A 22,692-nucleotide genomic window follows, 5' to 3' on the forward strand; every position below is an offset into this window, starting at 1 on the left:
TTAGCGGCGAGGACGCAGCAGCGCTTTCGGGGTCGTGAGCTGCCAGGCCTGGCGAATAAGTTGCGAGAGCACTTCGTCGGAGACGCGCGGCAGCTCCACGCCGACCCAGCCTTTGACCCCAACATAGGGCGGCTTGAAGTACGTCGCAGGATCCTCCTCGATCATTTCTGCCTGTGCTCCGGCGGGAACCGGGATCCAGATGGCAGTATGGCCGTCGCTGTGATGGTTGTTGGCCACCATGACGAATACGCGCTTGGCAACGAAGAAGGTTGGCTCGCCGTGGGAGAGCTTTTCGCTGGTCCCGGGCAGCGCCAGGGCTGACTTGCGGACGCGGTCGATCTGGGTTGAGGCCTGGGCAGATAAGGCTTCAATTGTCATAGTGGTTCACTCCGAAACTCTCCCAAGAATTGTTACAGATCGCGGAGCGACTTGCATGCGGCTCCTGCGATGTCCTCCACGCGGGAGGCATTTGCTTGTCCCCTCATTTGCACCGCGCGAGTCAGCTAGTTGCGGCGATGGGAGCCTGCTTCGTTTTCCTGCGCAGAATGGCGGCTGAGATCAGCGTGATGGCAAGTCCTACGGGGAACGGTTCAAGGAAGGTGATCGCACAGTTGTAGAACGGATTTTCGTACATGGCTTTGACATGATTGATCTGATCGATCTGAGCCTGCAGCGCAGCCGGGCTGAGGTGCGAGGCGCGGGCTTTCTCAATCAGGTGGGCCGAGTAGTTTGCCATGAAGTCGTGCAGGACGGTGAAGTAGAGAGCTTCCCACGTGGCCACATAGAAAGCGCAGGTAATGAGCGTGATAAGGATGCCGACACTGAACGCGCGGGCGAACGTAATCTGCCCGCCGCCCTGGCTTTCCCGGTAAGAGCGAATACCAAAGAAGACCAGCAGGAACGACAAGACAATCAGCGTGTAGCCGAGATATTCAGCTTTTTCCGGGCCAATTTTGTCCTCGAAGGGGACGGTTACGGCCATCGCGACCGAGGTGAAGACGCCCGAGATCAGGCCGAATTTGAGAATGGTCTTTTTCATGGTTTGCTCCCTGCTTTGCGTTGAAACTGGAGCCACAGTAGCGCGAAAGCCCGAGTGAGTGTCGTCATGCTTTCGGGTGATTTTGCGCTGCGAGTGCGAAATCACCTGTTTGCATGACCTAGTCTTGCAGAAATCAGGGCAGCAGGCCGTGGTCTTTCGCAAGTTGGACCGCCTGTGTGCGGCGGCGGGCGCCAAGTTTGTCAAAGACGCGGCTGGAATGGGTCTTGATGGTGTTTTCGCTGACGAAGAGGTGCGCGGCGATCTCTCGGTTGCTCATGCCCTGAGCGATCAGTCCAAGTACTTCCAACTCGCGCGGCGTGATGGTGAGTTGTTCTCGCTTTTCGTCATTGGCGGCAAACGCCGGGGCAGGCGAGGCTGGGATGTGGACCTCCCGGATAACCTGCTCGTACACGACCTGATGGCGATTGGAGAGTTTCCGGCCTAACCAGATACCCAGCGCGGCGAAGATGACAGCCGTCAGTGCGCCGTAGATTTCCAGCGAGTGTTCGAGCACCAGGTAGCGGTACTCGGTCCACTTGAGGGCGGTGATGAGGATGCCGCCGACCAGACCGTAGATGAGGACTTGGCGTTTCATTGTTTTCGCAGAATGAGGACAGTATATCTACGTCTGCGAAAGCCGGGGTTCTGCGAAAGACTGGGCCCGCGTTTTCGCGGTGGATGCAGTGCAACAGCCCGGGCAGAGCCTCTACTTGCCGGCGCGTGTTGTCGCAGAACCGGCGAACTGGACCAGGAGGCGGTCGACAACCGGGTTGAGTTCGCGAACCGGTGGATCGCTGGAGGTGGCGTGGGGGCCGAGTTGATCGACCTGGTTAGCAAGTCTGGTTCGCTTCCCGTTCGCAGGATGAGCGTATCCAAGCGAAACCAGGAGAGACCGATGAGCGCCCTCGCCGAGAGTTTCGGCCAGTTTACCGCCGTTCCATGAAGTGATATTGCCACCGACATCGGAGCTCCAGGGTTCGATCGCAAATGGCGTCTGATTGAGGCGCTCAAGAGTGGCCAGTGTCGTTCCAAGAGTAATGCCGTTCTTTGTATGCCACCTGCAGGTATGGGTTGCGGGTTGATAGCAGATCAGGATGCGATCCACTCGCCGGTCCTGCCACAGGACGGCCAGCGAGGAAGAACGGTCGGACGCGAAGATCACGGTTGCAGGTTCCCGGCCCTCCCCGGTGTCAACGGGCTGATCCCTGAGATTCGCGGATCCGAAGAGCTTGTTCAGGTCAGCGCGGGTACTGGTAGCGGCGATGGGGCCTACGCGTTCGCCGGGGACCACGAGCCAATCATTCTGGTGGGAAGATGCCTGTAAGGCGCAGGGCGAAGCGAGCACGAATGCCAGCACTGGGATGAGGATTCGCGTCATGACGGCCCCTCGTCTTGGGAGATGTACTCCGGATTTGAAAACAGTGACACCTGCCGGTGCAGAATGTTGCGAGATTCCGAGATAACTTTTCACCATGAGTGAATTTGAGTCTTGACACCATGCTCAATAGGTTGATATCAACATAACTTGTCGGCTCATGATGGCTCCTGCACAAAGCTGCGGCTTACAGCAGCTTGAATCATCGCCAAACCTCAAGAATGCTTTCGTGGATAGGAGGCTGTTATGCCCTTTGCTCATGATCTTAGAATTGCTGTCCGCTCGCTGTCGCGGACGCCCGCACTCTGGGCCACAGTTGCCCTGACACTGGCATTGGGCATTGGCGCAAATGCGGCCATCTTTAGCGTAGTGCGGGCTGTACTGCTGCGACCGCTGGCTAATCGGGACGAAGATCGGCTCCTGTACGTGCGGCAAAGCGCGCCTGGCTTAGGAGTGGCGAACGAAGCATTTTCGGTGCCCGAGATTCAGGACATAAGCCACGGCTTGAAGACGGTCGAGAACCTCGGCACGTTTTCGGCGATTGATTTCACCATCACCGGGCTGGGAACGCCGCGGGAGATTCATGCCGGTGTGGTCGATGGGAACTACTTCAACGTCATGGGACTGAAGCCAGTGCTTGGGCGGTTGCTTGGGCCAGGAGACGATGGCCCGAATGCGCCTGGCGCGGCGGTGCTGACCTATAAATTCTGGACCGGCTCGCTTCATTCCGATCCGAATGTGCTCGGCAAAGTCGTGCGGCTGGGCAGCCAGCAGGGCAGCCGCGATGCGACGATTGTCGGCGTGCTCGAGCCATCTGTGCCGTATCCGGTGGAGACGGAGCTGATCTCGAATATTGTGACCAGCCCGCATCATCTCTCGGCCACGATGGTGACCGGGCGCGAGCACCGGATGACGGAGGTGTTTGGGCGCCTGGCTCCCGGGGCGGAACTCGACGCGGCTAGAGCAGAGCTGCGGGCGATTCACTCTGGCATGATTCAGGCGCATCCTGAGGTGTACAGGCCAAATGACCAGTTCAAGCTCGATGTGACGCGGATGCATGACCAGATTAATTCGAAGGCGAACACGATCCTATGGGTACTGTTTGCTGCTTCCGGGTTGCTGTTCGTGATTGCCTGCTCGAACGTGGCGAATCTGGTGCTGGCGCGGACAGTCCGCCGCGAGAGCGAGCTGGCGGTGCGGTCGGCTCTGGGCGCGAGCACGGCAGCGCTGCGTCGGTCGCTGCTGGCGGAGAGCCTGGTGCTCTGCGGGAGCGGCGTGATTGCTTCATTGCTGGTTGCAGCGCCGATGGTGGCGATTCTGGGGAAGTATGCTTCGCGCTTCTCGGTGCGGGCGGATGGGCTGTCGCTGGACCTCAGCCTCGTTTGGTTCGGGATTGGGCTGGCGCTGGTGGCCGCGATCGCGTTGGCATTTGTGCCTCGTCTGCCTTCTGCGGAGTCAGCCAGCGGCCTCCAGTTAAATAGCGGCGGCACGCGTTCTGCGACGGGAAGCAGCAGGCGGTTGCGGGTGTTTGCGATCACGCAGATTACGGCTTCGTTCCTGCTGCTGGCTGGGGCTGGCGCATTGATGAAGACTTTGTTTGAACTTGAAAAGCTGCAGTCGCCGTTCGATACGGCGAGTGTGCTGGCGATCAACCTGCCGGTGATGTCGTATGGGCGGACCCCGGAGCAGGTCAACCAGTTTTATCGCGAGACGTTGCGGAGGGTTGGAGCGCTGCCTGGAGTGGAGCATGCTGCTTCCGGTTTCAGCACGCCCTGGCGCGACGAGCAAGCGGCTGGTCTCAGCTTTCTCTTTGAGGTGGATGGGGCAAAGCGGGAGAACGGGCAGTCGGATCTGCGGGCGCGGTTCCGGTCGGTATCACCGGGATTCTTTGACACGTTTGGAATGCCGATGCTTGAAGGGCGGGACTTTCAGGATTCGGATACCGACAGTTCGGAGCGCGTCGTCATCGTGAGCCAGAGTCTGGCGCAAAAGCTGTTCCCGGGGCAGACGGCGCTGAATCGGGAATTTCGGTGGACCGACGGCGTGATGAAGTTTATCGGGATCAGTGCGATGCCGTGGCGGATCATTGGCGTGGTGCCGGATTTCGATGATGAGAACATCATTCCTTCGCCGGCCATGGCGGTGTATCAGTCGGTGAACCAGCAGGGGTGGAATGGGCGGCTGTTTGTAAAGACGCAGGGTGACCCTTATGCGATGGTGCCTACGATTACCAAGACGATTCACGATTTGTCGGCGGATCAGCCGGTGGAGCGGGCCTCTACTCTGGGGGATATTCGCGCCGAAGTGCTGACGCCGGATCGATTGAATGCCATTGTTTTTGGCGGGTTTGCCGGAGTGGCGTTGCTCATCTCAGTTGTTGGCGTCGCGGGTGTGCTGGCGTTCTCTGTGAGTGGGCGGACTCGTGAGTTTGGCATTCGGATGGCGTTGGGAGCGCAGCCTCGGACCATCTTGATCGATGTGCTTTCGCAGGGGCTGCTGATTGCAGGCATCGGCGTTGGGACGGGGCTGTTGGCGGCGTTTGCGCTGGGGCGGCTGGCGGTGCGGTTCTTTTCCGAGGCGCAGACGCCGGGTTTGCTCGTGCTGGTGGCGGCAGCAACGGCCATTCTGGCGTCTGCGGTTGTGGCTTCTGCCGTGCCCGCCGCGAGGGCTGCCCGGGTGAATCCGGTGGAGGCGCTGCGAACCGAGTAAGAAGTTGCCGCGTCTCCGGCAAGACCTTGCGACGACTGTGTGACAGCTAGTCGCACTTGCCGGTGAAGCAGAGGTTCTTGCTGAAGAAGGGCATCACGTAATTCTGGAATCGTACTGCCACGGCGCTGGTGTGCGTGCCCTTATAGATTTCGAAACTGTTGGCGATGCCATATGTGTCAAAGACATCGTGAAGCTTGGCAGCGTCGACACGAAGGCCATCCTGGTCGCCGACGTCCATCGATATGGCGCGGTACCGCTTCAGACTGGCTACATACTGGTCCACGAAAGCCAGGGGCGCGTTGGCGGCCCATTTGGCCAGAACATCGGGCTGCGGAACGCCGTCTTTGGTAGGCAGGTCGAGGTAGAGCGGTGGATTCTTCGGATCGGGAGACCAGGCAGCGGCCGTGGCCAGCTGCGCGCGGGCGAAGAAGGGCAGGGAGGCTGATTCGGCAGGGGACTTGATGGCTTCGAGGGCTTTCATGGCGTCGCCATTGCCAGCAGGCCGCGCGGAGAGGCAGCAGGGACTCATGATGTACAGGCTGCCGAAGACGTCAGCATGTTTCATTCCGATGCGGGTAGCTCCGTAGCCGCCCATGGAGTGCCCAACGAGGCCGCGGGCCGCACGGGTTGGAATGGTTCTGTAGTGGGCGTCGATATACGCTACAACGTCATGGGCGACGTAGTCTTCAAAGTTGCCGGTAGTGACTGAGTTGGAGTACATGGACCCGTTGTGGACGGTTTTCGAGTCAGGCAGGACGACGATGAACTCCTTGGCGCCTTGCGCGAAGGCGCCTTCGATGGTCTGCGGGACGTGGATTTCGCCGCTCCACTGTTCCGCGCCGATCGAGTAACCGTGCAGAGCGTATACGACGGGATATCGTTTGGACTTACTGGTGGCGTAGCTCGGCGGAAGGTACACGATGGCATCGCGATCGACGGCATCGCCTTCGAGGTTGCCTTCCAGGGAAACGCCATGGATCTTGATGTGTTCTGCCTTGACCGGCTTGGCGGTTGGGATAACCGGAGGGACTTCGGTAGCGACCTGAAATGCAGTTGCGGTGACAGGCAGGACCAATGCAATAGCAACCGAGGCGGCGAGAGCACCGAGAAGGATTCGAGACATGGCTGACCTTCCGTTAAATCGATTTTTTGCGATGTTTTCGTGCCGCACCACTGTATCACCAGAGACGCTGTCGCGTGCCAGGACAAAGAATCGGCAACAGGTGAATTGTCTCTCCCTCCACATCAACTCCAAAAACCAATCCATGGGAGCGCACCACCGAGAATGGATGCGGCGCCGCCCACGTGGCGAAGCCGTCCATAAGTGCGGTTGGGCGATCCGTGAATTATTTCTTGGCGATCGGGGCTATGTCCGAGGCGCCGTTGGTGGTCGAGATCGGGGAGATTTCGCTTGCCGGGGTAGCCAGAGTCAGGGCGACGATCGTGTCGACTGGGGCCTTCGACTCGTCGGTCTGGTCGAGTGTGATGTCGACTCCGGCTACGGTTTGGGAGCAAGTAGGCTGTCCGCCGGTGAGAGATTTGCAGGAGAGGAGATTGGCCGAAAGCGGGGGCAGGCTCAAGCGCTGGACGGAGCGATTGAGGATGTGGATGTAGATTGTCTTGTCCCGGTAGGTGGAGACGCCGTAGTCTCCCGGGAGGTAGGGTCCGCCGCGGGTGCTGTAGATGCTCTCGCCGTTGGCATGGAGCCAGTCTCCGACTTCTTTGAGGCGCTGGACCTGGAGCGGATCGATCTCGCCGTTGGGCTGAGGGCCAACGTTGAGGATCATGTTGCCATCGCGGCCCACTGCGCCGACCAGCAGGTTGATGATGTGGTCCAGCGATTTCACGTTTGCGTCCGGCTGATAGCCCCATGCGCCGTCGGTGATCGTGGTGCAGAGTTCCCAGGGGTGCTTGTTTTCAAAGTTGCCCATGGCGTTGTCGCCTTCGCGGGAGCGGAAGTCGGCGGGGGCGTCGGTGCGGTCGTTGATGATGACGGAGGGCTGTAGTTTGCGGAGGTTGCTGACGGCTTCTACGTCCTGCCAGGAGAAGGTGCCGGTGTAGCTTTCGCTTTTGGGACGGGCTTGCCAGCCGCCTTTGAATTGGACGCCGCCGAAGCCGAGCCAGTCAGAACCGCCGCCGTCGAACCAGACTATGTCGAGTTTGCCGTAGTGGGAGGCTAGCTGGTTGAGCTGGCGATGATACTGGTCGCGGAGTTCGCGGGCGTTGGGCTGGTAGAGGTCGGGGAAGAAGAAGCCGGGGTAGCGCCAGTCGAGCGGGGAATAGTAGAGGCCGACGCGCAGGCCTGCTTTGCGGACGGCGGTGACGTATTCGGCGACGAGGTCGCGGTGGGCGGCGGATTTGACGGCGGTGAGGGTGCTTTGCGGGTCGTCGAAGAGGGCGAAGCCGTCGTGGTGGCGGCTGGTGAGGACGACGTATTTCATGCCGGCGTCACTGGCGGCTTTGGCCCAGGCGTTGGGGTCGAACTTGTCGGGGTGGAACTGGCCGGCGAGCTTGGCGTACTGGTCGACGGGGATCTGCTCGTTCCACTGGACCCACTCGCCGCGGCCGGGGATGGAGTAGAGTCCCCAGTGGATGAAGAGGCCAAACTTGGCGTCCCGCCACCACTGGATGCGGGTGTCGGCGGCGGGGTCGGTGACGATGGGTGCCCATTGTCCGCGTGCGAGAGGAGCCACGGCAAAGGCGAGCAGTGCGGTGAGGAGGATTGCAGCTGTGTGCGATGGCTTTCGTGGCGGACGCATGTGGTGCTCCTGCGCAAGTTATCGGTAACCGGGCAAGTGTAGCAGGCTACGGATCGTTTTCGGCAGGGCTGGTGCGGCAGGGCTGGGTGCGGCAGGGGCTGGGCAATTTTTAGGGGGTAAGAGGGGGGTGGGGGTGTTTTTCGCTGGAAAATGGCTTCTAGGCTGCTGATTCGGCGTGGGTTATGGGTTGGGTAAGATGCGCTTTTTGCGCGCTTTTGTTGCGCTTTTTGCGGCGTTTTGGTGAGGGCTGTGCGGCGTGGGCTACCTGGGCGCCATAGAGCAGGCGGGTGCCTTCGGCGCTGGGGATGACGCCGATGGCCATGCCGTGAACGACGCAGGCGATGAAGTCGCGGATGCTGTCGGCGTTGGTGAGGTGGGGCAGGGAGCCGCAGTAGGCTATCCGGCCGATGCGGGCTAGTTGGTCTTTCGGAACCTTTGCTTCTACCTTTTCCTGCAGGAGTGTGGTGTAGGTGCTGACGCAGGTTTCTACGGCTATGTTTGGGATGGGGTAGACGCCGATGCGTTCGGCGAGACGGCGGACAGCGCGGTTGGGTGACTCGGGCATTTTCAGGCCGCTGTTTTCCATGGCGTCGATGAGGGAGTGCATCGAGTCGATCATTTCCTCTACGGGTGTCTCTGGGGGGAACAGGTGCGTCGCGGGCTGGGCAGGTCCGGATTTCTCCTGTTCGGATTCTTTTGGCGCGGATTTTTCCTGCACGGATTCTTCCATGGTTTCGCTCCTGGGCAGCTTGTTTTTGGTGTCGGCTTTATTGTGCGCTTTTTGCGGTTAATTGCATGCAAGGCTGACGGGGTATTTTTGTATCGCTTAGTTATTTGTTTTGTTTGGTTTATGAGTAGCGGCCTTACGAGGGGGTCTTGACAATTTGCCGGGGAGTGCGGCTCGGGGCCATCGAGGCCCCTCGGAAGCATCCGTACGTTGGATTTATCGGCACGACTGAAGTCGTGCCCTGTTACAGGGCGTTGGGGTGCCTCCGGGGCTAAAGCCCCATTTCTCTTGTTTTCTTTTCAGGGGCCTGAAGGCCCCTGCTCCCTCCGGGTTCGTGCTGCGCACGGATGTGCCAGTGTCTGCACATCTGGAACACGTTCGATACGGGTGGGGTTTGTCCGAAGTGCTTGTATCCGTGGCGTGTTACGCAGTGTCTGGTTTGCCTTGGGATTTCGGCGCATTCGGATTGGTATCCGAAGGGGTAGGTGTCTTTGGGTTCTGTTGTTATCAGGGTTGAGTTCGCTTCTCTCCGGCGAAAGTTGGCTGAGGTCGTGAAATCCATGTCTCAAGAGCGAGATATGGGGCGCCCTCGGTTGGCTTTGGTAAGACCTGTGCCACCCGCCGGACCGAGATCTAAACCGAGATCAAATCGGGATCGTACAAAGTTGGTTCAACGAACGATGTGGAAAGTGCGTTTCCAGCGGGTGTCTGGGAAGAAATGCACGAGAACGTGGCCGATCCACGCTATCTTTTGACCGAATCCTGTTTGTTCAAGTTGCCCGTCCTGGGCCTTGAACGACCAATAGTTGACAAGAGGCCGGCCAATTATGTTGGCGCGCGGCACGAAGCCCCAGTAGCGCGAGTCCAGGCTGTTGTGCCGGTTGTCGCCCATCATGAAATACATGCCGGGTGGAACCACTAAGTCGCCGTCCTGGATATGACTCGGGAAGTTCACGGCCCATGACTCTGCTGCCCCGGGTACCCCAGCTGGCTGTACTGCGGGGAAATCGTCGAGGAACTCGTTGAAGTTATCCGTCGTCGTCGGCTGCGCAAATCCCACGGGCTGTGCAACACCATTCACAATCACAATGCCGTTGCGTAAATGGATATGATCGCCCGGCACGCCAATTAATCTCTTCACCAGGGGAGTGTATTGTGGTGTTCCGTCGGCGTCAGTGGCATCAATACCAGGCTGATTGACGGGCTTGTAAAACACCACGATATCGCCGCGCCTCGGCTCGCGATACCTTATTAGCGGCATCCACGAAGCGGGCGGCGCGAGCGTGATCTGGTCGACGAGCAGGTGATCGCCTATAAGCAGCGTGTTCTCCATCGAGCCTGATGGAATGACTCGGTTCTGAGATAAAAAGGTCAGAATGAACAGGCCCACCACTAGAACTGAGCAGATGCTGGCCAGCGCCTCGAAAGGAGTCTCTTCCCGATTGATTTTGGCGGAAGCTGCGGGCTTCGTTGAAACATGAGATCTCTTCGTCGCTGGACTCATTCAAAGGCTCCTCAGAAAGGCTGGCGAGCCCCAGGGTGTTCGCAGCGGTCACTTCAAAAGGGATGATTTCATGTACGTTCGACTGTCGTCGCGTTCGACTCTTGACCAGAGTCTATCAAATCCATGTGCAACGTAGGATTCTCCGGATGATTTGGCGTGCGAGCGGTTCGTGGCTAGAAAGGCGAGTGCAACAGCAGATTCCCTGCCGGGAATGACAAACAAAGAGGCAAAGGCGAGTGTAACAGCAGATTCCCCTAATGGGAATGACAGAAAGAAAAGCAAGTGCAAAGGCAAGTGCAGAGGCAGAGCTATTTAGCCGCTGGAGTTAGGCGAGGAGTTTGTATTTTGTTTCTGCCAGGTGGTAGAGGCGGCGCCAGATTAGGCGGTTCATGCTTACTACCATGAGGCTGATGAGGATTGTGGCCAGGAGCAGGATGGGGAAGCGGCCTGCGTCTGTGGCCTGGTCGATTTGGGCGCCGAGGCCTATGGTGGACAGGGTTTTGTCGCCGAGGTGGCTGTATTCGGCGAAGACGCTGGCGTTCCAGGCTCCGCCTGAGGCTGTGACCATGCCGGTGATGAGGTAGGGGAAGATGCCGGGGAGGATGAGGGTGGTCCAGCGCTGGTAGCGGGTGAATTTGTAGAGGCTGGCGGCTTCTTTGAGGTCGGAGGGGATGGACATGGCTCCGGCGATGACGTTGAAGAGGATGTACCACTGGGTGCCGAGGAGCATGAGGGCTACGCTGCCGATGCCGAGTCCGCCGCCGATTTTGACGAGGCCGATGAGGAGGATGGGGAAGAAGGCTGTTGCCGGGACGCTGGCGAGGACTTGCGCGAAGGGCTGGACGATTTTGGCGAGGCGGGGGTTGAAGCCGATGGCGACGCCGACGGGGATGGTCCAGAGGGCGGAGATGAGCAGGGAGGCGTTGACGCGGAGGAAGGTGGCGCCGGCGCCTTCGAGGAGGAGGCGGAGGTCGGGCCAGGTGACGGACTTGAGCATGATGAAGGCGCGGGATGCTCCCCAGGCGACGATGGCGGCGGCGGCGATGGCGAGGAGCCAGAGGCCGGCGGTGTTTTTGCGGCGGGTCTGGTCTTCGTCGAGGGGCTGGACGATTTTGCAGGCTGCTGTCTTGGATAGGCGGCGGTAGATGGGCTCTTCGATGCTGGTCCAGATGCGGCCGGGGATGTTACTGAGCAACGTTGAGCGCTGGAGGAGGGTGAGGATGGGGGAGACGACGCGGTCGTTGGACTCTACCTGCTCGAATTTGAACTTGTCTGACCAGGCGATGAGTGGGCGCCAGAGGAGCTGGTCGGTGGCTACTACGATCAAAATGACTACGGCTATGCCGGCGAGGAGGGCTTTGACGTCGCCTGACGCTGTTGCGGTCTGGAGGTAGCTGCCGAGGCCGGGGAGCTGGAAGTTGCGGTCGCCCATGGTGAACATTTCGCAGGCGATGAGGGCGAACCAGCCTCCGGCTACGGAGACGATTGAGTTCCAGACGAGGCCGATGGCGGCGTTGGGCATTTCCAGTTGCCAGAAGCGCTGCCAGGCGGAGTAGCGGTAGATGCGGGAGGCTTCGAGCATCTCCTTGGGGATGGATTTGAGGGAGGAATAGAAACTAAAGGCCAGGTTCCATACTTGTCCGGTGAAGATGAGGAGGATCACGCCGAGTTCGATGCCGAGCTGGTGGCCGGGGATGAGGGCGACCATGGCGAGGACGACGGGCGGGAGGAAGCTGAGGACGGGAATGGACTGGAGGATGTCGAGGAGGCCGATCATCCAGGCTTCTACGCGGGGGTTGTAGGCAGCGATGTATCCGTAGCTGATGGCGAAGGCGAGGGAGAGCAGGTAGGCGATGCCGATGCGGATGATGGAGTAGAAGGCGTAGATGGGCAGGGCGCTGATGTCGTGGGAGATGGGGACTACGGGGATGGGGGTGTGCATCCAGTAGGTGCCCATGTGGACGATGGCGAAGAAGATGGCGAGGAGGCAGGCGGCGATGCCTACGTCGATGAAGAAGGGCCAGGTGCGGACGGTGACGAGCGAGCGGGCGAAGGGGTGCTGGAGGGGCGAGCGGAGGTTCATTGGGCACCGCCTGCGGCGGATGCCAGGGAATAGGGAACAGGGATTAGGGAACAGCTGGCAGAGGGCAGAGAGCAGAGAACAGTAAAGGCGGGTCCTTCGCTTTGCTCAGGAGGGCAAATATTGACTACGGACGCGCGAGGTTGGAGGCCTTGGGTCATTTGGTGGCCTCGGTGGGGGTGTCCTCGGTTTCGTCTGTGTCTTGTTCTGGGGCGGTGACGGCTTCTTCCTGGGGTTCGGGGAGGATGAAGCGGCGACGGGCGGCGTCGAAGTCGAAGAGTTCGGCGTAGCGGCCCCAGTTGACGGCGGTTTCTACCTGGCGCTGGGATTCGTCGGCGGAGAATTGTTCGTCGAGCATGTCGAGGAAGAATTCTTCGGGGACGGTGTGGTCGGATTTGGTTTCGAGGGCGCGGCGGATCTGGCGGAGCAGGAGAACGTTTTCGACAGCGGCGGCGCGGAAGAGCTCCTTCTGGTGGAGGATCTCGGAGTTGGCGTAGGCGGCGCCGGTGGGGGTGATGGCGGCATCGCCGTCGGCGATGGTGAGGAAGCCGAGCAGCTGGGCGGCGTCGACGATGGGGAGCAGGTCGTCGATTTCGAAGGCGAGGTCGTCGGCGAGGCGGTAGATGTCGTCGCGGCCGCCTTTGTCGATGAGGAGTTCGAGGAGGCCGGCTACGCCGCCGGGGCGGGCGTGGGGAAGCATCTGGTAGTGCATCTGGCGCTGGTCGCGGACGGGCTTGCCGGTGGTCTGGTCGGGCGCGGCGGCGGCGATGTCGGGGCGGGTGAGGACTTTGTAGATGTAATCGACGAGGTTGGTGAAGGGCTCGGATTTGCGGTCGCGGGGGTGCTGGAGCTGGACTTTGAAATCCGTCCGGATGTGGCCGGGATTGCGTCCGAGGACGATGATGCGGTCGGCGAGCAGGACGGCTTCTTCGATGTTGTGGGTGACGATGAAGATGGCCTTGGTGGGCATGGACTTCTTGGCCCAGAGCTCGAGGAGTTCGGAGCGGAGGTTTTCAGCGGTGAGGACGTCGAGGGCGCTGAAGGGCTCGTCCATGAAGAGAACTTCTGGTTCGACGACGAGGGCGCGGGCGAAGCCGACGCGCTGGCGCATGCCGCCTGAGAGTTCCTTCGGGAAGGCGGCCTGGAAGCCGTCGAGTCCTACGGTGTCGAGCATTTTGAGGCTGCGTTCGCGGCGGGTTTCGGGGTCAATGCCGCGGGCTTGCAGGGGGGCTTCCACGTTTTCGAGAACGGTGAGCCAGGGGAAGAGCGCGAAGCTCTGGAAGACGATGGAGACGTTGATTTCGGCTTCGGCGATGGGTTTTTCGTGCCAGTAGACTTGACCGGCGGAGGGTTTGCTGAGGCCGGTGAGCATGCGCAGCATGGTTGATTTGCCGGAGCCGGAGGGGCCGAGCAGGGCCAGGATTTCGCCGGGGACGATGGAGAGATCGGTCGGGGAGATGACCTGAATGCGGTTCTGGCTGGGCTGGGCGTAGTACTTCTGGATCTGATGCGCGCGTATGATCGGCTCTTCAGCCAGCGGGCTTTGAGCGGGAGCGGGATTCGTGATGGCTGCGGCATCCTGCAAGGGCAAGTCTCCGGTGTTCTGTTGCCCATTGGACGTATTCGGGCAAGTTCAAGATTCCTATCAGTTTATTGCAGGCAGGTTGCAGAAGGATGAATCGCTGTGAAGGCAGCGGGGGAGCGCGCTGTCACCCGATGCCGGAGGAGCTATTGGCTGGTGTGGCTGACAAATAATTTCGCCAATCTCTGGCCACAGCGTATCATCCTTCTAACGCAACCAGAAGGCTTGTTCGTTCGTCCATTCGGCAGATGTCCTGATAAAGGATTTGCGGCGCCGGTCGTTCGGGCTCCATTCCTGCGCTTTTCAACTGTTCGGGTGGCGGTAAAATAGAGGGATATGTCAGACAACTTGAATAAACCAAAAGTTCTGGTGGCGGACGATGAGCGGGTGATCGCCGATACGCTGGCGATGATCCTCAATCAGAGTGGTTTTCGTGCCGAAGTGGCATATACGGGCGAGAAGGCGCTGGAGATGGCTTCGACGTTTCAGCCGGAGATGCTGATTTCGGACGTGATCATGGCCGGTCTGAACGGGATTGATGCGGCCATCCAGATCCGGGAGATCCTGCCGAATATCAAGATTCTGCTGTTTTCGGGCCAGGCGGCGACCGCCGACCTGCTGGAGAAGGCCCGGGAGCGCGGGTACGAGTTTGAAATTCTGGCGAAGCCGGTACATCCGCAGGATCTTCTGGCGAAGCTCAGAAGCTAGTGTGAGTGCGGAGTGCGAGTGTGAAAAGCGCTCCTTCCAAACTCTGCTGGGTGATCTCTCGAAGGGCCTCATGGATACTCCACGAGGCCTTTTGATTTGCGGCTTTTTCGGATCGGCTCAGAACGTCGAATTCCTTCTGGGGACGAGCAACGGGAATAGCGAGATGCCTGGTGGTAAGGTCTGGCTGGACTCTTTCGCGTGAGAGCCGCGAATGAGAACGAGACTGTTACGAAACTTTCTCAGTCCTGGAGCGAGCACACCCGGCGAGGCTGGATCACAGTTGCCAGAGAATGGCTATCCCGCGTGATTCCACGCACTCCTCCAGTAATCTGTGGGTCCTTTGAGACCGAGAGGGAATCAGTTCGAGGCAACGGGCGTCGAGATACCACTTCTGAGAAGCTGAGCGAACTGATCGGCGATCACCGGACGGCTGAAATAGTAGCCTTGCGCCTCGTGACATTCATTTGCCTGGAGGAATGCCGTCGCCTCCTGCGTTTCCACTCCTTCGGCAACGACTCTCATTTTCAGGCTACGGGCCATGCTGATGATTGCGGTGACGATGGAAGTATCTTCGGGAGCGGCTGTGAGTTGGCGGATAAATGACTGATCGATTTTCAGAGAGTCGGCCGGAAACTTCCCCAGAGAGCTCAAGCTGGAATATCCAGTTCCGAAATCGTCGATGGCAATCTGCACGCCTCTTGCTCTTAGCGTCTTGAGAATGGATTGGGTGGATTCAGTGGTCTTAATCAAGACGCTTTCGGTCAATTCCAGTTCGAGAAAGTTCGGCTCTAATCCCACGTCTTCGAGGACTTGCAATACTCCCTGAAGAAAGTGCCTGTCCCGCAACTGGATCGCTGAGACGTTCACCGCGACCGATTGCAGGGACAGGCCTTCGTCAAGCCACGCGCGCGCTTGCCGGCAGGCCTCGCGAAGTACCCAGTTACCGATTGGCATAATCAAACCGGAATCTTCTGCAATGGGAATGAATTCGGTGGGGGAGATCATGCCATGCGTCGGATGCTTCCAGCGAATCAGAGCCTCTGCGCCAGTGATCTCCCCGGTTCTCAGGTTAACTTTCGGCTGATAGTGCAACGTAATCTGATGCCGCTCCAATGCACGTCGCAGTCCTTCCTCAATCGATCGTCGAGCCACTGCCCTAATGTTCATGGCGGGTGTGAAAAACCGATAGCTATGATGCCCAAGCTCCTTGGCGTGGTACATGGCAGTGTCCGCATTCTTAATGAGCGTATCGCTGTCCTGACCGTCGCCGGGATAAACGCTGATGCCGACGCTTGCCGTGACATGAACCTCATAGTCGTCAATGCGATGAACCATGGCAATTGCCTGCTGCATCCTTGCCGCAGTGATACCGGCATCCTCACTCTGCTCTGTTTCTGAAAGCAGCACTACAAATTCATCGCCGCCTTGCCTGCAGACGGAGTCGGCGCCTCGCAGGCAATCCGTCAGACGCCTTGCGACGGACTGAATGAGCTTGTCACCGACCCGGTGCCCGAGAGAATCATTGATATGTTTGAAACCATCTAAATCCAGGAAAAGTATCGCTATCTTTCTTTGATGGCGCGAAGCCATGGAGATCGCATGGTTGATGAGCTCGTTTAACAGCATCCGGTTGGGCAAGCCAGTTAGAAAGTCATGCTGCGCCGCATGCGTCATTTCGCGCTGCACTGCCAGGGCAGCGCTTACATCTCGGAAAACAATCACTGCACCGGTAACTTGTCCCTCGCGGTCGTGAATTGGCGCGGTCGAATCTTCAATAGGAATTTCAACGCCATCCCGTTGGATCAGCAGACTATTGGAAGGCAAATCCTGATGGATGTCCCGGGCCGCTGCCAGTTCCATGGGATTCGGGATTACAAGCCGGCTGGCGGCGTTCACAATTCGGAGTACATCCCGCATTGGCATGCCCAACGCGTCTTGCGGAGACCAGCCGGTCATCTTTTCCGCGACAGGATTCATGAAAGAGATATTGCCGGCCAGGTCCGTGCAGACAACGGCGTCGCCTATGGAGTTCAGGGTGACCTGCGCTCGTTCCTTCTCCGCGAACAACTCGTCTTGAATGGCCTGACTTTCACTGACGTCTGTGTCTGTGCCAACCCAGTGCAGCACCTTTCCCTTTGCATCGCGGATGGAGACGGCCCGGCTTAAAAACATGCGGTAGATCCCATCCTTGCCGCGAATGGGAAAAGTGTCTTCCAGTGTCTCGCCGCTCAGGAAGGATCGATTGCGCGCTTCCACAACCCGGTCCAGATGGTCCGGATGCACTACCTTTTTCCAGCCCAGGCCCGCCATCTCCTCTGGAGTGGTGCCGCAGTATTCAAACCAACGATCGTTGTACCAGAAGACCAAGAAATTATCGTTGGCCATCCAGGCAAGCTGAGAGATGTTATTGGCTACATTGCGGAAGAGCTCCTGGCCTTCCAGCCGGGCGTTCTCCGCGGCCTGGCGTGCAGAATGGTTGCTCCTGGCGATCCAGCCTGCGACAACCGCGATCAGTAATCCGAGCACCGTTCCGACTAACAGAACGATCCGGGTTTGTTCCATACGGTGCTTTGCAACCGCATTGTGAAGAGACAATGATCGCAACTCTTCGTTGTGCATGTCGTGAACCATTGCCTGCAAGTCGTCCATGGTTCGTTGGCTTGATCCGCTTTGAAGACCATTTCTTGCCGCCTCCAGACCTCCTGTCCGGCGCAATTCGACCACTCTGTCGTCGAAGCGAATTTTCTCCGCGACGAGGTTTTCCAGGGTGGGAAGCCGGAGTTGCTGGAGAGGATTGTCCACCGTCAAGTCGCGAAGGACTCTCTCGTCCTGCATCGCGGCCTGAACCGAGGTGCGGTAGGAGGATAAATGAGGTTCATCGCCGGTCAGGGCAAACCCCCGATAGCTCGATTCAACGGTCTCCATTGCGGCGAGTAAACCGTTGAGATTTGCAAGCACCTGATAGGAGTGTTCGACCCATTGGTCGCTCTGACTGGACTCGAGGATGGAGCGGTAGGAGAAGGTGCCGACGAGGAGCAAAGCCAGGATGGCGGAACCGAACGCTAACTGCACTTTCCTATTCACAGAGGACCTTGTTTTCATTGCGCTCCGGGATAAGACGGAAAGCTGTTTCTAAGACTGCGGGGGGAAACGCGCTCGATGGCTATGCCAGTGTGAGGGCTAACGAAGCGTGACAAGATCGAACCGGATTCAGGATCAGGTCGCAATGGGCTAACATGCATCCAGCGAACATGCGCTTCCAAGAATCGAAATAATGTTCAATCCGATACGTTTTTCCATGATTCAGCTGCCGCGGTGAATCATGCTTTGGACATCCAATCGAGTGCTTTGGAGTTATGCTTTCGAGAAACTTCATGCTTTGGGCACGGGGCTATATTCTTTTCGTCGGTATTGCATTGCAAATTCTAGACACAGGGGACTTATGAAGAGGCTGGTGGCGGTGGTGTTTTTGCTTTGGTCTACGACGGTTCTGTTTGCGCAGGGAGGCATAACGGCACTGGCGGGTGGGGAGGGAATTCTTCAGCGGGTTGACAACGCCAGCGTGACAGCGAGCGGGGATGGATTTGCAGCTTCGCGGAAGGACCATGCAGCGCCGGTGGTGATGACCTTTCGGGACTGTCAAGGCTTGGGTGTCGATCGGGCCGATGGCCAGTGGTGGGTTTTGCCGATTGGGGACACGGAGGGGTCCAGGGCTGAGGGGCGCCGGGTTGAGCCGGTGAAGACGGTTGCAGCCAATCATGGGTTTTGGGTTTTGCCGGTGGATGCTCACTCCCGGGACCGGTCGTGGTATCTGGAGTTGACCGGCGGGAAGGCAACGGCGACCAGGACTGCTGCCGGGCTGCGAGTGGCGGTGGACGCGGATTCGTTCGCGATACGCAACGCTGAGGCGCGGCCTCACAGTGATCCGTTTGGGAACCGGTTTTCGGTGAAGATTGCCGGCGGGGATGGGCTGGAGGATGCGCTGGCTGGTTTTTATTGGGGGACGATTCTGCCGCTGGTTGCTGAGAAGACGGTTGCGGCGGGGTTTCCGTACCACGATGGGTATGTGCTGAGCACCTTGAACGTGAAGGCTTATGCGGGGTCGTATCCGGCAGTGGACCATGAGTTCCAGACGAAGGGCCGGATGGCAATGGGGTCGGAGCTGGATCTGGATGTGGTGAAGCGGATGATCGGGCTGCAGATTCAGCTGATGAAGGATGACCCTGAGGGGCTGTGGCGGGCTCCGTGCGCGGTGCAGCCGAATGGGAACAGGGAATATCACGTTCGCCGAAGCAGCGAGGATGGCAGGGTGAATGCGGCGATGTTTCCGGTGACGGGGAATATCGAGGTCATCGAGGAGGCGTCCCGGTATTACGCGGCGCGGAAGGACACGGCGTGGTTGAAGGAGAACATCGAGAGCCTGGAGCATGCGGCGGGGTGGACGATGGCGCATGTGGACCAGTACGGGCGGCTATGGGGCGATGTGTATTACGAAGACCAGGTGATGAAGGATGGGCGGGAGACGCAGATCCAGGGCTTTGGGGCGCGGAGTTTTGAGCTGCTGGCGGGGTTGGAGCGGGTGCTGGGGCGCGGGGCGAAGGCTGAAGAGTATGCGGCGCTGGCGAAGAAGATGGCGCAGGTGCTGGTGTCTCCGTTGCCGATGGGCTACTGGGATGAGGGGCATGGTCGGTTTGTGGATTGGGTGGACCGGGACAGCCGGGTGCATGACCATGTGCATCTGGTTGCGAATTCGCTGCCTGTGACCTATGGGTATGCAACGGCAGCGCAGACCGAGGCGGTGGCGAAGCTGGTGGATGCGAACGATGGGGCTCTTGAGCGGTTTCCGAGCTTCCTGGCGGTGGATATTGCGGGGTATAACAAGTCGGAAATTGGCGATGGCGGGCCGTATGACCTGAGTGCTGCGGGGCGGTACTGGTATTGGGATGCGGCTTACCGCGAGTGGCGCGGGCAGAACGGCGTGCTGCTGGATCAGGTGAAGGCGGTTGCGGCTGAGGGTGCGAAGGACAGCAACTACTTCATGGGCGAGCGGTATGACATGGATTATGTGTATTACGTCGATGGCAAGAACGCGCACGGGGCGGAGAAGTATTACGAGTATCCAAACGTTTACGCGGCTGTGTTGATTTCGAAGGTGCTGGGGCTGACGGTGCCTGCGGATGCTGATCTTTCAGTTGCTCCACATTTGGCGGGGTATGGGGCGGTGGAGTTTGGGGTGCCGGCGTACGCGGTGCGGTATGAGTATTCGGCGAGCGGGTTTTCGCTCAGGAACTTGTCCGAGAAGAAGCGGCGGATTGTGGTGGATCTCTCCGGGCTTGGGGACGGGAAAGGGCGGTATTCGCTGAAGGGGAAGGCTGGAACGCGGTTTACGGCGGAACTGGCAGCGGGGGAGGAAGCCCGGTGGGTGGCGGAACAGTGACCGGCGTCTGTGCCTAGTGAGCGCTGCTGGACTTGTCGACAGGCATGCGCGGGCTGCGGGCGAGCTGCTGGTTTTCGCGGACGACACGCGGAGTAATGATGATGAGCAGGCGGGCTACGTTGAGGTCGCGGGAGATGTCGCTGATGTCCTGCAGGCCGGGGATGTCGCTGATTCCCGGCAGGCCGCTGAGGGCACGCGATTGGGATTTTGTAAGGTCACTGAGCATGACAGCAGTTTCGCCGGCCTTGAGAGTGAGGACGCCGGACATGTTGCGGCTGTCGAGGATGGGAATGTCGTTGAGGCTGGTGCCGCCGAGGGCTTCAATCTTGATGTCGAGTTTGAGAGCGACGTCATCGGAGCGGAGGATGGATGGGGTGGCCTTGATGGTGAGGCCGAGATCTTCGTACTGGATCTGGGGGATGGTCTGGTTGCCTGCGCCGCCGGTCAGGGCGGAGATGGTGGAGATGGCGACTGACGAATAGGACGAGGTCTCGATGGGGTAGCGTTCGCCGGTCTTGAAGGTGCCGTCTTCCTGGTCGGCGAGAAGCATATGGACGTCGTCGAGGGTGCGCGTGTCACTGGAGTTGAGCTGGAGATTGAGCGTGGCCGGGCTGGGGCCCAGGGCGCTCTCGGTGATGCCGCCGCCGAAGAGGGCGAAGCCACCGGTCAGGATGGACGAGCCGGAGAGAGAGCCGGAGGCGAGCAGGATGCCGATGATGGTGAGCTGGTTGGTGAGACCGATCGCGTTCGGCACGAGGCCGGAAGCGATAATCTGCTGCACGGCGGCCTGGTTTTGATTCAGGATGGACTGAATTTCGGAGTAGGCGTTGGCGACGGTGGTGCTCTGAAGGAAGGTGGTGCCGGTGTTGCGGCTGCTGGTGTGGGCCAATTCGATGATCTTGACGTTGAGATCGACCTGGGCCTTGCCGTCGACGAGCTGGCTTACGGTCCGATTGAAGGCGGCCATGGCCTTGGCCGGGGCACGCAGGGTGATGGTGCCGGAGTTGGGCTCGGCTACGGATTGCTGGGCGTCGAAGACGTTGCGGGCGAGGTTGGCGACGTCGGTGAGCTCCTTGTCGGAGAGGCCCGGCAGGTAGACGGTTTCCATCTGGAGGCGCTGGAACTTGGTGTGGTTTTCCCTGGTGTCAGCAGCGACAATGACGCGGCGGGGGTCGAGCGGCTCGTAGAAGGTGCGCGTGGTGAGGGCGAGGATGCGCGCGGCTTCGGGGAAGGTCGCGTTTTCGACTTCAAGCCGTACGGGCTGGCCGTGGACGCTGTCGTCGACGGAAGCGTCGATTCCGTAGGCACGGAAGACTTCCTTGATGGCCTGCTGCTGGGAGGTTTTCAGGTGAAAGCTGTGCTTGTCGGGCTGGGGTTCGAGGCGAATGCCTTCGGCGAGGTATTCGCCAGCGGCCGCCTGCGGGTTGAGGACCTTACTGGCGGTCATGCCGGGTGGCGGGCCGGTTTCTGCGGATAACTCGTGCAGGCGCTGCTTTGCGGTTTCGCTCTGTGGATCGATTTCGAGAGCGTGGTGCAGGAGTTGAGCAGGCTGAGAGTCAACGCCGAGGGCGCTACCCTGTTTGGCTTGCCCTGCTTGCTGGACGAGCTGGGAGACGGCGCTCTGGCGGGCCAGCTCTGAGGCGCGGACGTAGGTCTGGTTGTTGGGCTCGATTTCAACGGCCTGCTTGAGGAGGTTCCAGGCGGCTTCCGGCTGCTGCTTGGCGAGGAGCTTTACGCCGCGTAGGTAGAACTTGGCGGCTTTGCGCTGTTCGCGCAGAGGCTCAGCCTGGACCGGGCCGCCGAGCTCGATGGTTCTTACCGTCTTCTGCGCGGGGTCGGGCGCGTTGATGCCCGCGGTTGGCGCTGGCGGCTGGCTCGCTTGCGGAACTGGCTCCAGAGCATGCAGGCTGCTGGTGGCGCAGATAGGCGCGGCTGCGGCGAGCAGCCAGGCTGCGCTTTGCAAGCTATGTCGGCCCTGCCGGCGACGGTTGCGCATCAGGCTTGCTCCGTTTTGTTGGCTGCTTCCAGCAGGACGGCGAGCGAGGTGGCGCAGGCGTCGGGCTCCAGTTCGGCCAGTGCTTCGAAGGAATAATTACCGGTGGCTACGGCAATGACCGGGATGCCGTTGGCACGGGCTGCCTGGATGTCGCGTGGAGTGTCGCCGACAACACAGATGCTGGCCGTTTCGGGGCTGGGGTGGTTTGTCGACTTGAGCAGGGCGCGAGCCTGGGCGATGGCGTCGGCGACCATGTCGGCGCGGACGGAGAACTTGTCGCTGAATCCGCCGAAATGGAACCACTTGCGCAGACCGACGACTTCGACCTTGGTCCAGCCGATTTCGGCCAGATTGCCGGTGGCCAGGCCGAGCAGGGCGCCGCGTTCAGCGAGGTGTGCAAGAGTTTCTGCGGCGGCGGGCATGGTCCACATGTCCATCTTGTCGCGCTGGCCGATGACGATCCGGCACATGGCTTGGAGGATGGCTTCGTTGTGCGGCTCCCATTCCTGGCGAGCGATGCCGGAAAGATCGAAAGCTTCGGCGAGGATGGCCGTGTCCGTGCCGCCGTGGAGCGTTACTCCGTCGAGCGAGATGGTGTGTCCGGTGACGTCGCGGACGCTGGAAGCGAAGGCGTTGAAATGGATGCGGTCGCGGCTGCGGAGCAGGGTGCCGTCAATATCGAAGAGGTACGCGTCCTGCGCGTCCCACACAAATCCGTCCCGGATCTGAACTCGGGTGCCGGGTGTCGTTGCAGTTGTGGACATATCTCGGTTTTG

Annotated in this window: 16 protein-coding genes; 3 read left to right on the top strand and 13 right to left on the bottom strand. The window is 59.8% G+C overall.

Going from position 1 to position 22,692, the window contains the following annotated elements:
* From AC5S27_RS10500 to AC5S27_RS10515, 4 genes are all read right to left on the bottom strand, one after another.
* The gene (locus AC5S27_RS10500) at positions 1-378 is read right to left on the bottom strand and encodes an MmcQ/YjbR family DNA-binding protein (protein WP_493934520.1); all 378 of its coding nucleotides are present in this window, start codon (positions 376-378) and stop codon (positions 1-3) included.
* Between the two features lie 121 nt (positions 379-499).
* Positions 500-1,039: a DUF4199 domain-containing protein gene (locus AC5S27_RS10505; protein ID WP_493934521.1), complete on the bottom strand. Its 540-nt coding sequence runs from the start codon at positions 1,037-1,039 to the stop codon at positions 500-502.
* 133 nt (positions 1,040-1,172) lie between these two features.
* Entirely contained in the window at positions 1,173-1,634 is a 462-nt protein-coding gene (locus AC5S27_RS10510; protein WP_493934522.1) for a response regulator transcription factor, read from the bottom strand.
* Positions 1,635-1,745: 111 nt separating this feature from the next.
* Positions 1,746-2,417, bottom strand: coding sequence for a hypothetical protein (locus AC5S27_RS10515; RefSeq protein ID WP_493934523.1), 672 nt, complete (start codon positions 2,415-2,417; stop codon positions 1,746-1,748).
* Positions 2,418-2,660: 243 nt separating this feature from the next.
* Here AC5S27_RS10515 and AC5S27_RS10520 point away from each other — a divergent pair, with 243 nt between their 5' ends.
* A complete protein-coding gene (locus AC5S27_RS10520) occupies positions 2,661-5,123 on the top strand; it encodes an ADOP family duplicated permease (RefSeq protein ID WP_493934524.1) in 2,463 nt (820 codons plus the stop codon).
* Positions 5,124-5,169: 46 nt separating this feature from the next.
* On the opposite strand, the gene AC5S27_RS10525 is transcribed toward AC5S27_RS10520, so the two are convergent.
* The 6 genes from AC5S27_RS10525 to AC5S27_RS10550 all read right to left on the bottom strand — a co-directional run bounded on the left by AC5S27_RS10525 (position 5,170) and on the right by AC5S27_RS10550 (position 13,730).
* On the bottom strand, positions 5,170-6,246 hold the full coding sequence (locus AC5S27_RS10525; protein WP_493934525.1) for an alpha/beta hydrolase: 1,077 nt from the start codon (positions 6,244-6,246) through the stop codon (positions 5,170-5,172).
* A 223-nt stretch (positions 6,247-6,469) separates the two neighbouring features.
* Entirely contained in the window at positions 6,470-7,882 is a 1,413-nt protein-coding gene (locus tag AC5S27_RS10530) for an alpha-L-fucosidase (protein ID WP_493934526.1), read from the bottom strand.
* A 157-nt stretch (positions 7,883-8,039) separates the two neighbouring features.
* Positions 8,040-8,612: a hypothetical protein gene (locus AC5S27_RS10535; protein ID WP_493934527.1), complete on the bottom strand. Its 573-nt coding sequence runs from the start codon at positions 8,610-8,612 to the stop codon at positions 8,040-8,042.
* 667 nt (positions 8,613-9,279) lie between these two features.
* On the bottom strand, positions 9,280-10,113 hold the full coding sequence (lepB, locus tag AC5S27_RS10540) for a signal peptidase I (RefSeq protein WP_493934528.1): 834 nt from the start codon (positions 10,111-10,113) through the stop codon (positions 9,280-9,282).
* Positions 10,114-10,438: 325 nt separating this feature from the next.
* Complete coding sequence (locus AC5S27_RS10545; RefSeq protein ID WP_493934529.1) at positions 10,439-12,196, bottom strand: ABC transporter permease; 1,758 nt, start codon at positions 12,194-12,196, stop codon at positions 10,439-10,441.
* Positions 12,197-12,350: 154 nt separating this feature from the next.
* On the bottom strand, positions 12,351-13,730 hold the full coding sequence (locus AC5S27_RS10550) for an ABC transporter ATP-binding protein (protein ID WP_493937299.1): 1,380 nt from the start codon (positions 13,728-13,730) through the stop codon (positions 12,351-12,353).
* A 381-nt stretch (positions 13,731-14,111) separates the two neighbouring features.
* Here AC5S27_RS10550 and AC5S27_RS10555 point away from each other — a divergent pair, with 381 nt between their 5' ends.
* Positions 14,112-14,483 (top strand): response regulator, encoded by a 372-nt coding sequence (locus tag AC5S27_RS10555; protein ID WP_493934530.1) that lies wholly within the window; start codon positions 14,112-14,114, stop codon positions 14,481-14,483.
* A 357-nt stretch (positions 14,484-14,840) separates the two neighbouring features.
* On the opposite strand, the gene AC5S27_RS10560 is transcribed toward AC5S27_RS10555, so the two are convergent.
* Positions 14,841-17,567, bottom strand: a complete 2,727-nt coding sequence (locus tag AC5S27_RS10560; RefSeq protein ID WP_493934531.1) for an EAL domain-containing protein — start codon at positions 17,565-17,567, stop codon at positions 14,841-14,843.
* A 358-nt stretch (positions 17,568-17,925) separates the two neighbouring features.
* On the opposite strand from AC5S27_RS10560, the gene AC5S27_RS10565 reads away from it, so the two are divergent.
* On the top strand, positions 17,926-19,920 hold the full coding sequence (locus tag AC5S27_RS10565) for a glucosidase family protein (RefSeq protein WP_493934532.1): 1,995 nt from the start codon (positions 17,926-17,928) through the stop codon (positions 19,918-19,920).
* Between the two features lie 13 nt (positions 19,921-19,933).
* Here AC5S27_RS10565 and AC5S27_RS10570 read toward each other — a convergent pair whose 3' ends face one another.
* The gene (locus tag AC5S27_RS10570) at positions 19,934-21,916 is read right to left on the bottom strand and encodes a secretin GspD/PilQ domain-containing protein (RefSeq protein ID WP_493934533.1); all 1,983 of its coding nucleotides are present in this window, start codon (positions 21,914-21,916) and stop codon (positions 19,934-19,936) included.
* Positions 21,916-22,680: an HAD family hydrolase gene (locus tag AC5S27_RS10575; RefSeq protein ID WP_493934534.1), complete on the bottom strand. Its 765-nt coding sequence runs from the start codon at positions 22,678-22,680 to the stop codon at positions 21,916-21,918. The genes AC5S27_RS10570 and AC5S27_RS10575 overlap by 1 nt, the downstream gene beginning before the upstream one ends.
* Positions 22,681-22,692 lie beyond the last annotated feature (12 nt).

The sequence above is a fragment of the Acidicapsa borealis genome (assembly GCF_059115245.1).

Excerpts from the sequence above, each read along its gene's own strand:
- AC5S27_RS10500 (WP_493934520.1), bottom strand. The coding sequence starts at position 378 with ATGACAATTGAAGCCTTATCTGCCCAGGCCTCAACCCAGATCGACCGC.
- AC5S27_RS10505 (WP_493934521.1), bottom strand. The coding sequence starts at position 1,039 with ATGAAAAAGACCATTCTCAAATTCGGCCTGATCTCGGGCGTCTTCACC.
- AC5S27_RS10510 (WP_493934522.1), bottom strand. The coding sequence starts at position 1,634 with ATGAAACGCCAAGTCCTCATCTACGGTCTGGTCGGCGGCATCCTCATC.
- AC5S27_RS10515 (WP_493934523.1), bottom strand. The coding sequence starts at position 2,417 with ATGACGCGAATCCTCATCCCAGTGCTGGCATTCGTGCTCGCTTCGCCC.
- AC5S27_RS10520 (WP_493934524.1), top strand. The coding sequence starts at position 2,661 with ATGCCCTTTGCTCATGATCTTAGAATTGCTGTCCGCTCGCTGTCGCGG.
- AC5S27_RS10525 (WP_493934525.1), bottom strand. The coding sequence starts at position 6,246 with ATGTCTCGAATCCTTCTCGGTGCTCTCGCCGCCTCGGTTGCTATTGCA.
- AC5S27_RS10530 (WP_493934526.1), bottom strand. The coding sequence starts at position 7,882 with ATGCGTCCGCCACGAAAGCCATCGCACACAGCTGCAATCCTCCTCACC.
- AC5S27_RS10535 (WP_493934527.1), bottom strand. The coding sequence starts at position 8,612 with ATGGAAGAATCCGTGCAGGAAAAATCCGCGCCAAAAGAATCCGAACAG.
- lepB (WP_493934528.1), bottom strand. The coding sequence starts at position 10,113 with ATGAGTCCAGCGACGAAGAGATCTCATGTTTCAACGAAGCCCGCAGCT.
- AC5S27_RS10545 (WP_493934529.1), bottom strand. The coding sequence starts at position 12,196 with ATGAACCTCCGCTCGCCCCTCCAGCACCCCTTCGCCCGCTCGCTCGTC.
- AC5S27_RS10555 (WP_493934530.1), top strand. The coding sequence starts at position 14,112 with ATGTCAGACAACTTGAATAAACCAAAAGTTCTGGTGGCGGACGATGAG.
- AC5S27_RS10565 (WP_493934532.1), top strand. The coding sequence starts at position 17,926 with ATGAAGAGGCTGGTGGCGGTGGTGTTTTTGCTTTGGTCTACGACGGTT.
- AC5S27_RS10570 (WP_493934533.1), bottom strand. The coding sequence starts at position 21,916 with ATGCGCAACCGTCGCCGGCAGGGCCGACATAGCTTGCAAAGCGCAGCC.
- AC5S27_RS10575 (WP_493934534.1), bottom strand. The coding sequence starts at position 22,680 with ATGTCCACAACTGCAACGACACCCGGCACCCGAGTTCAGATCCGGGAC.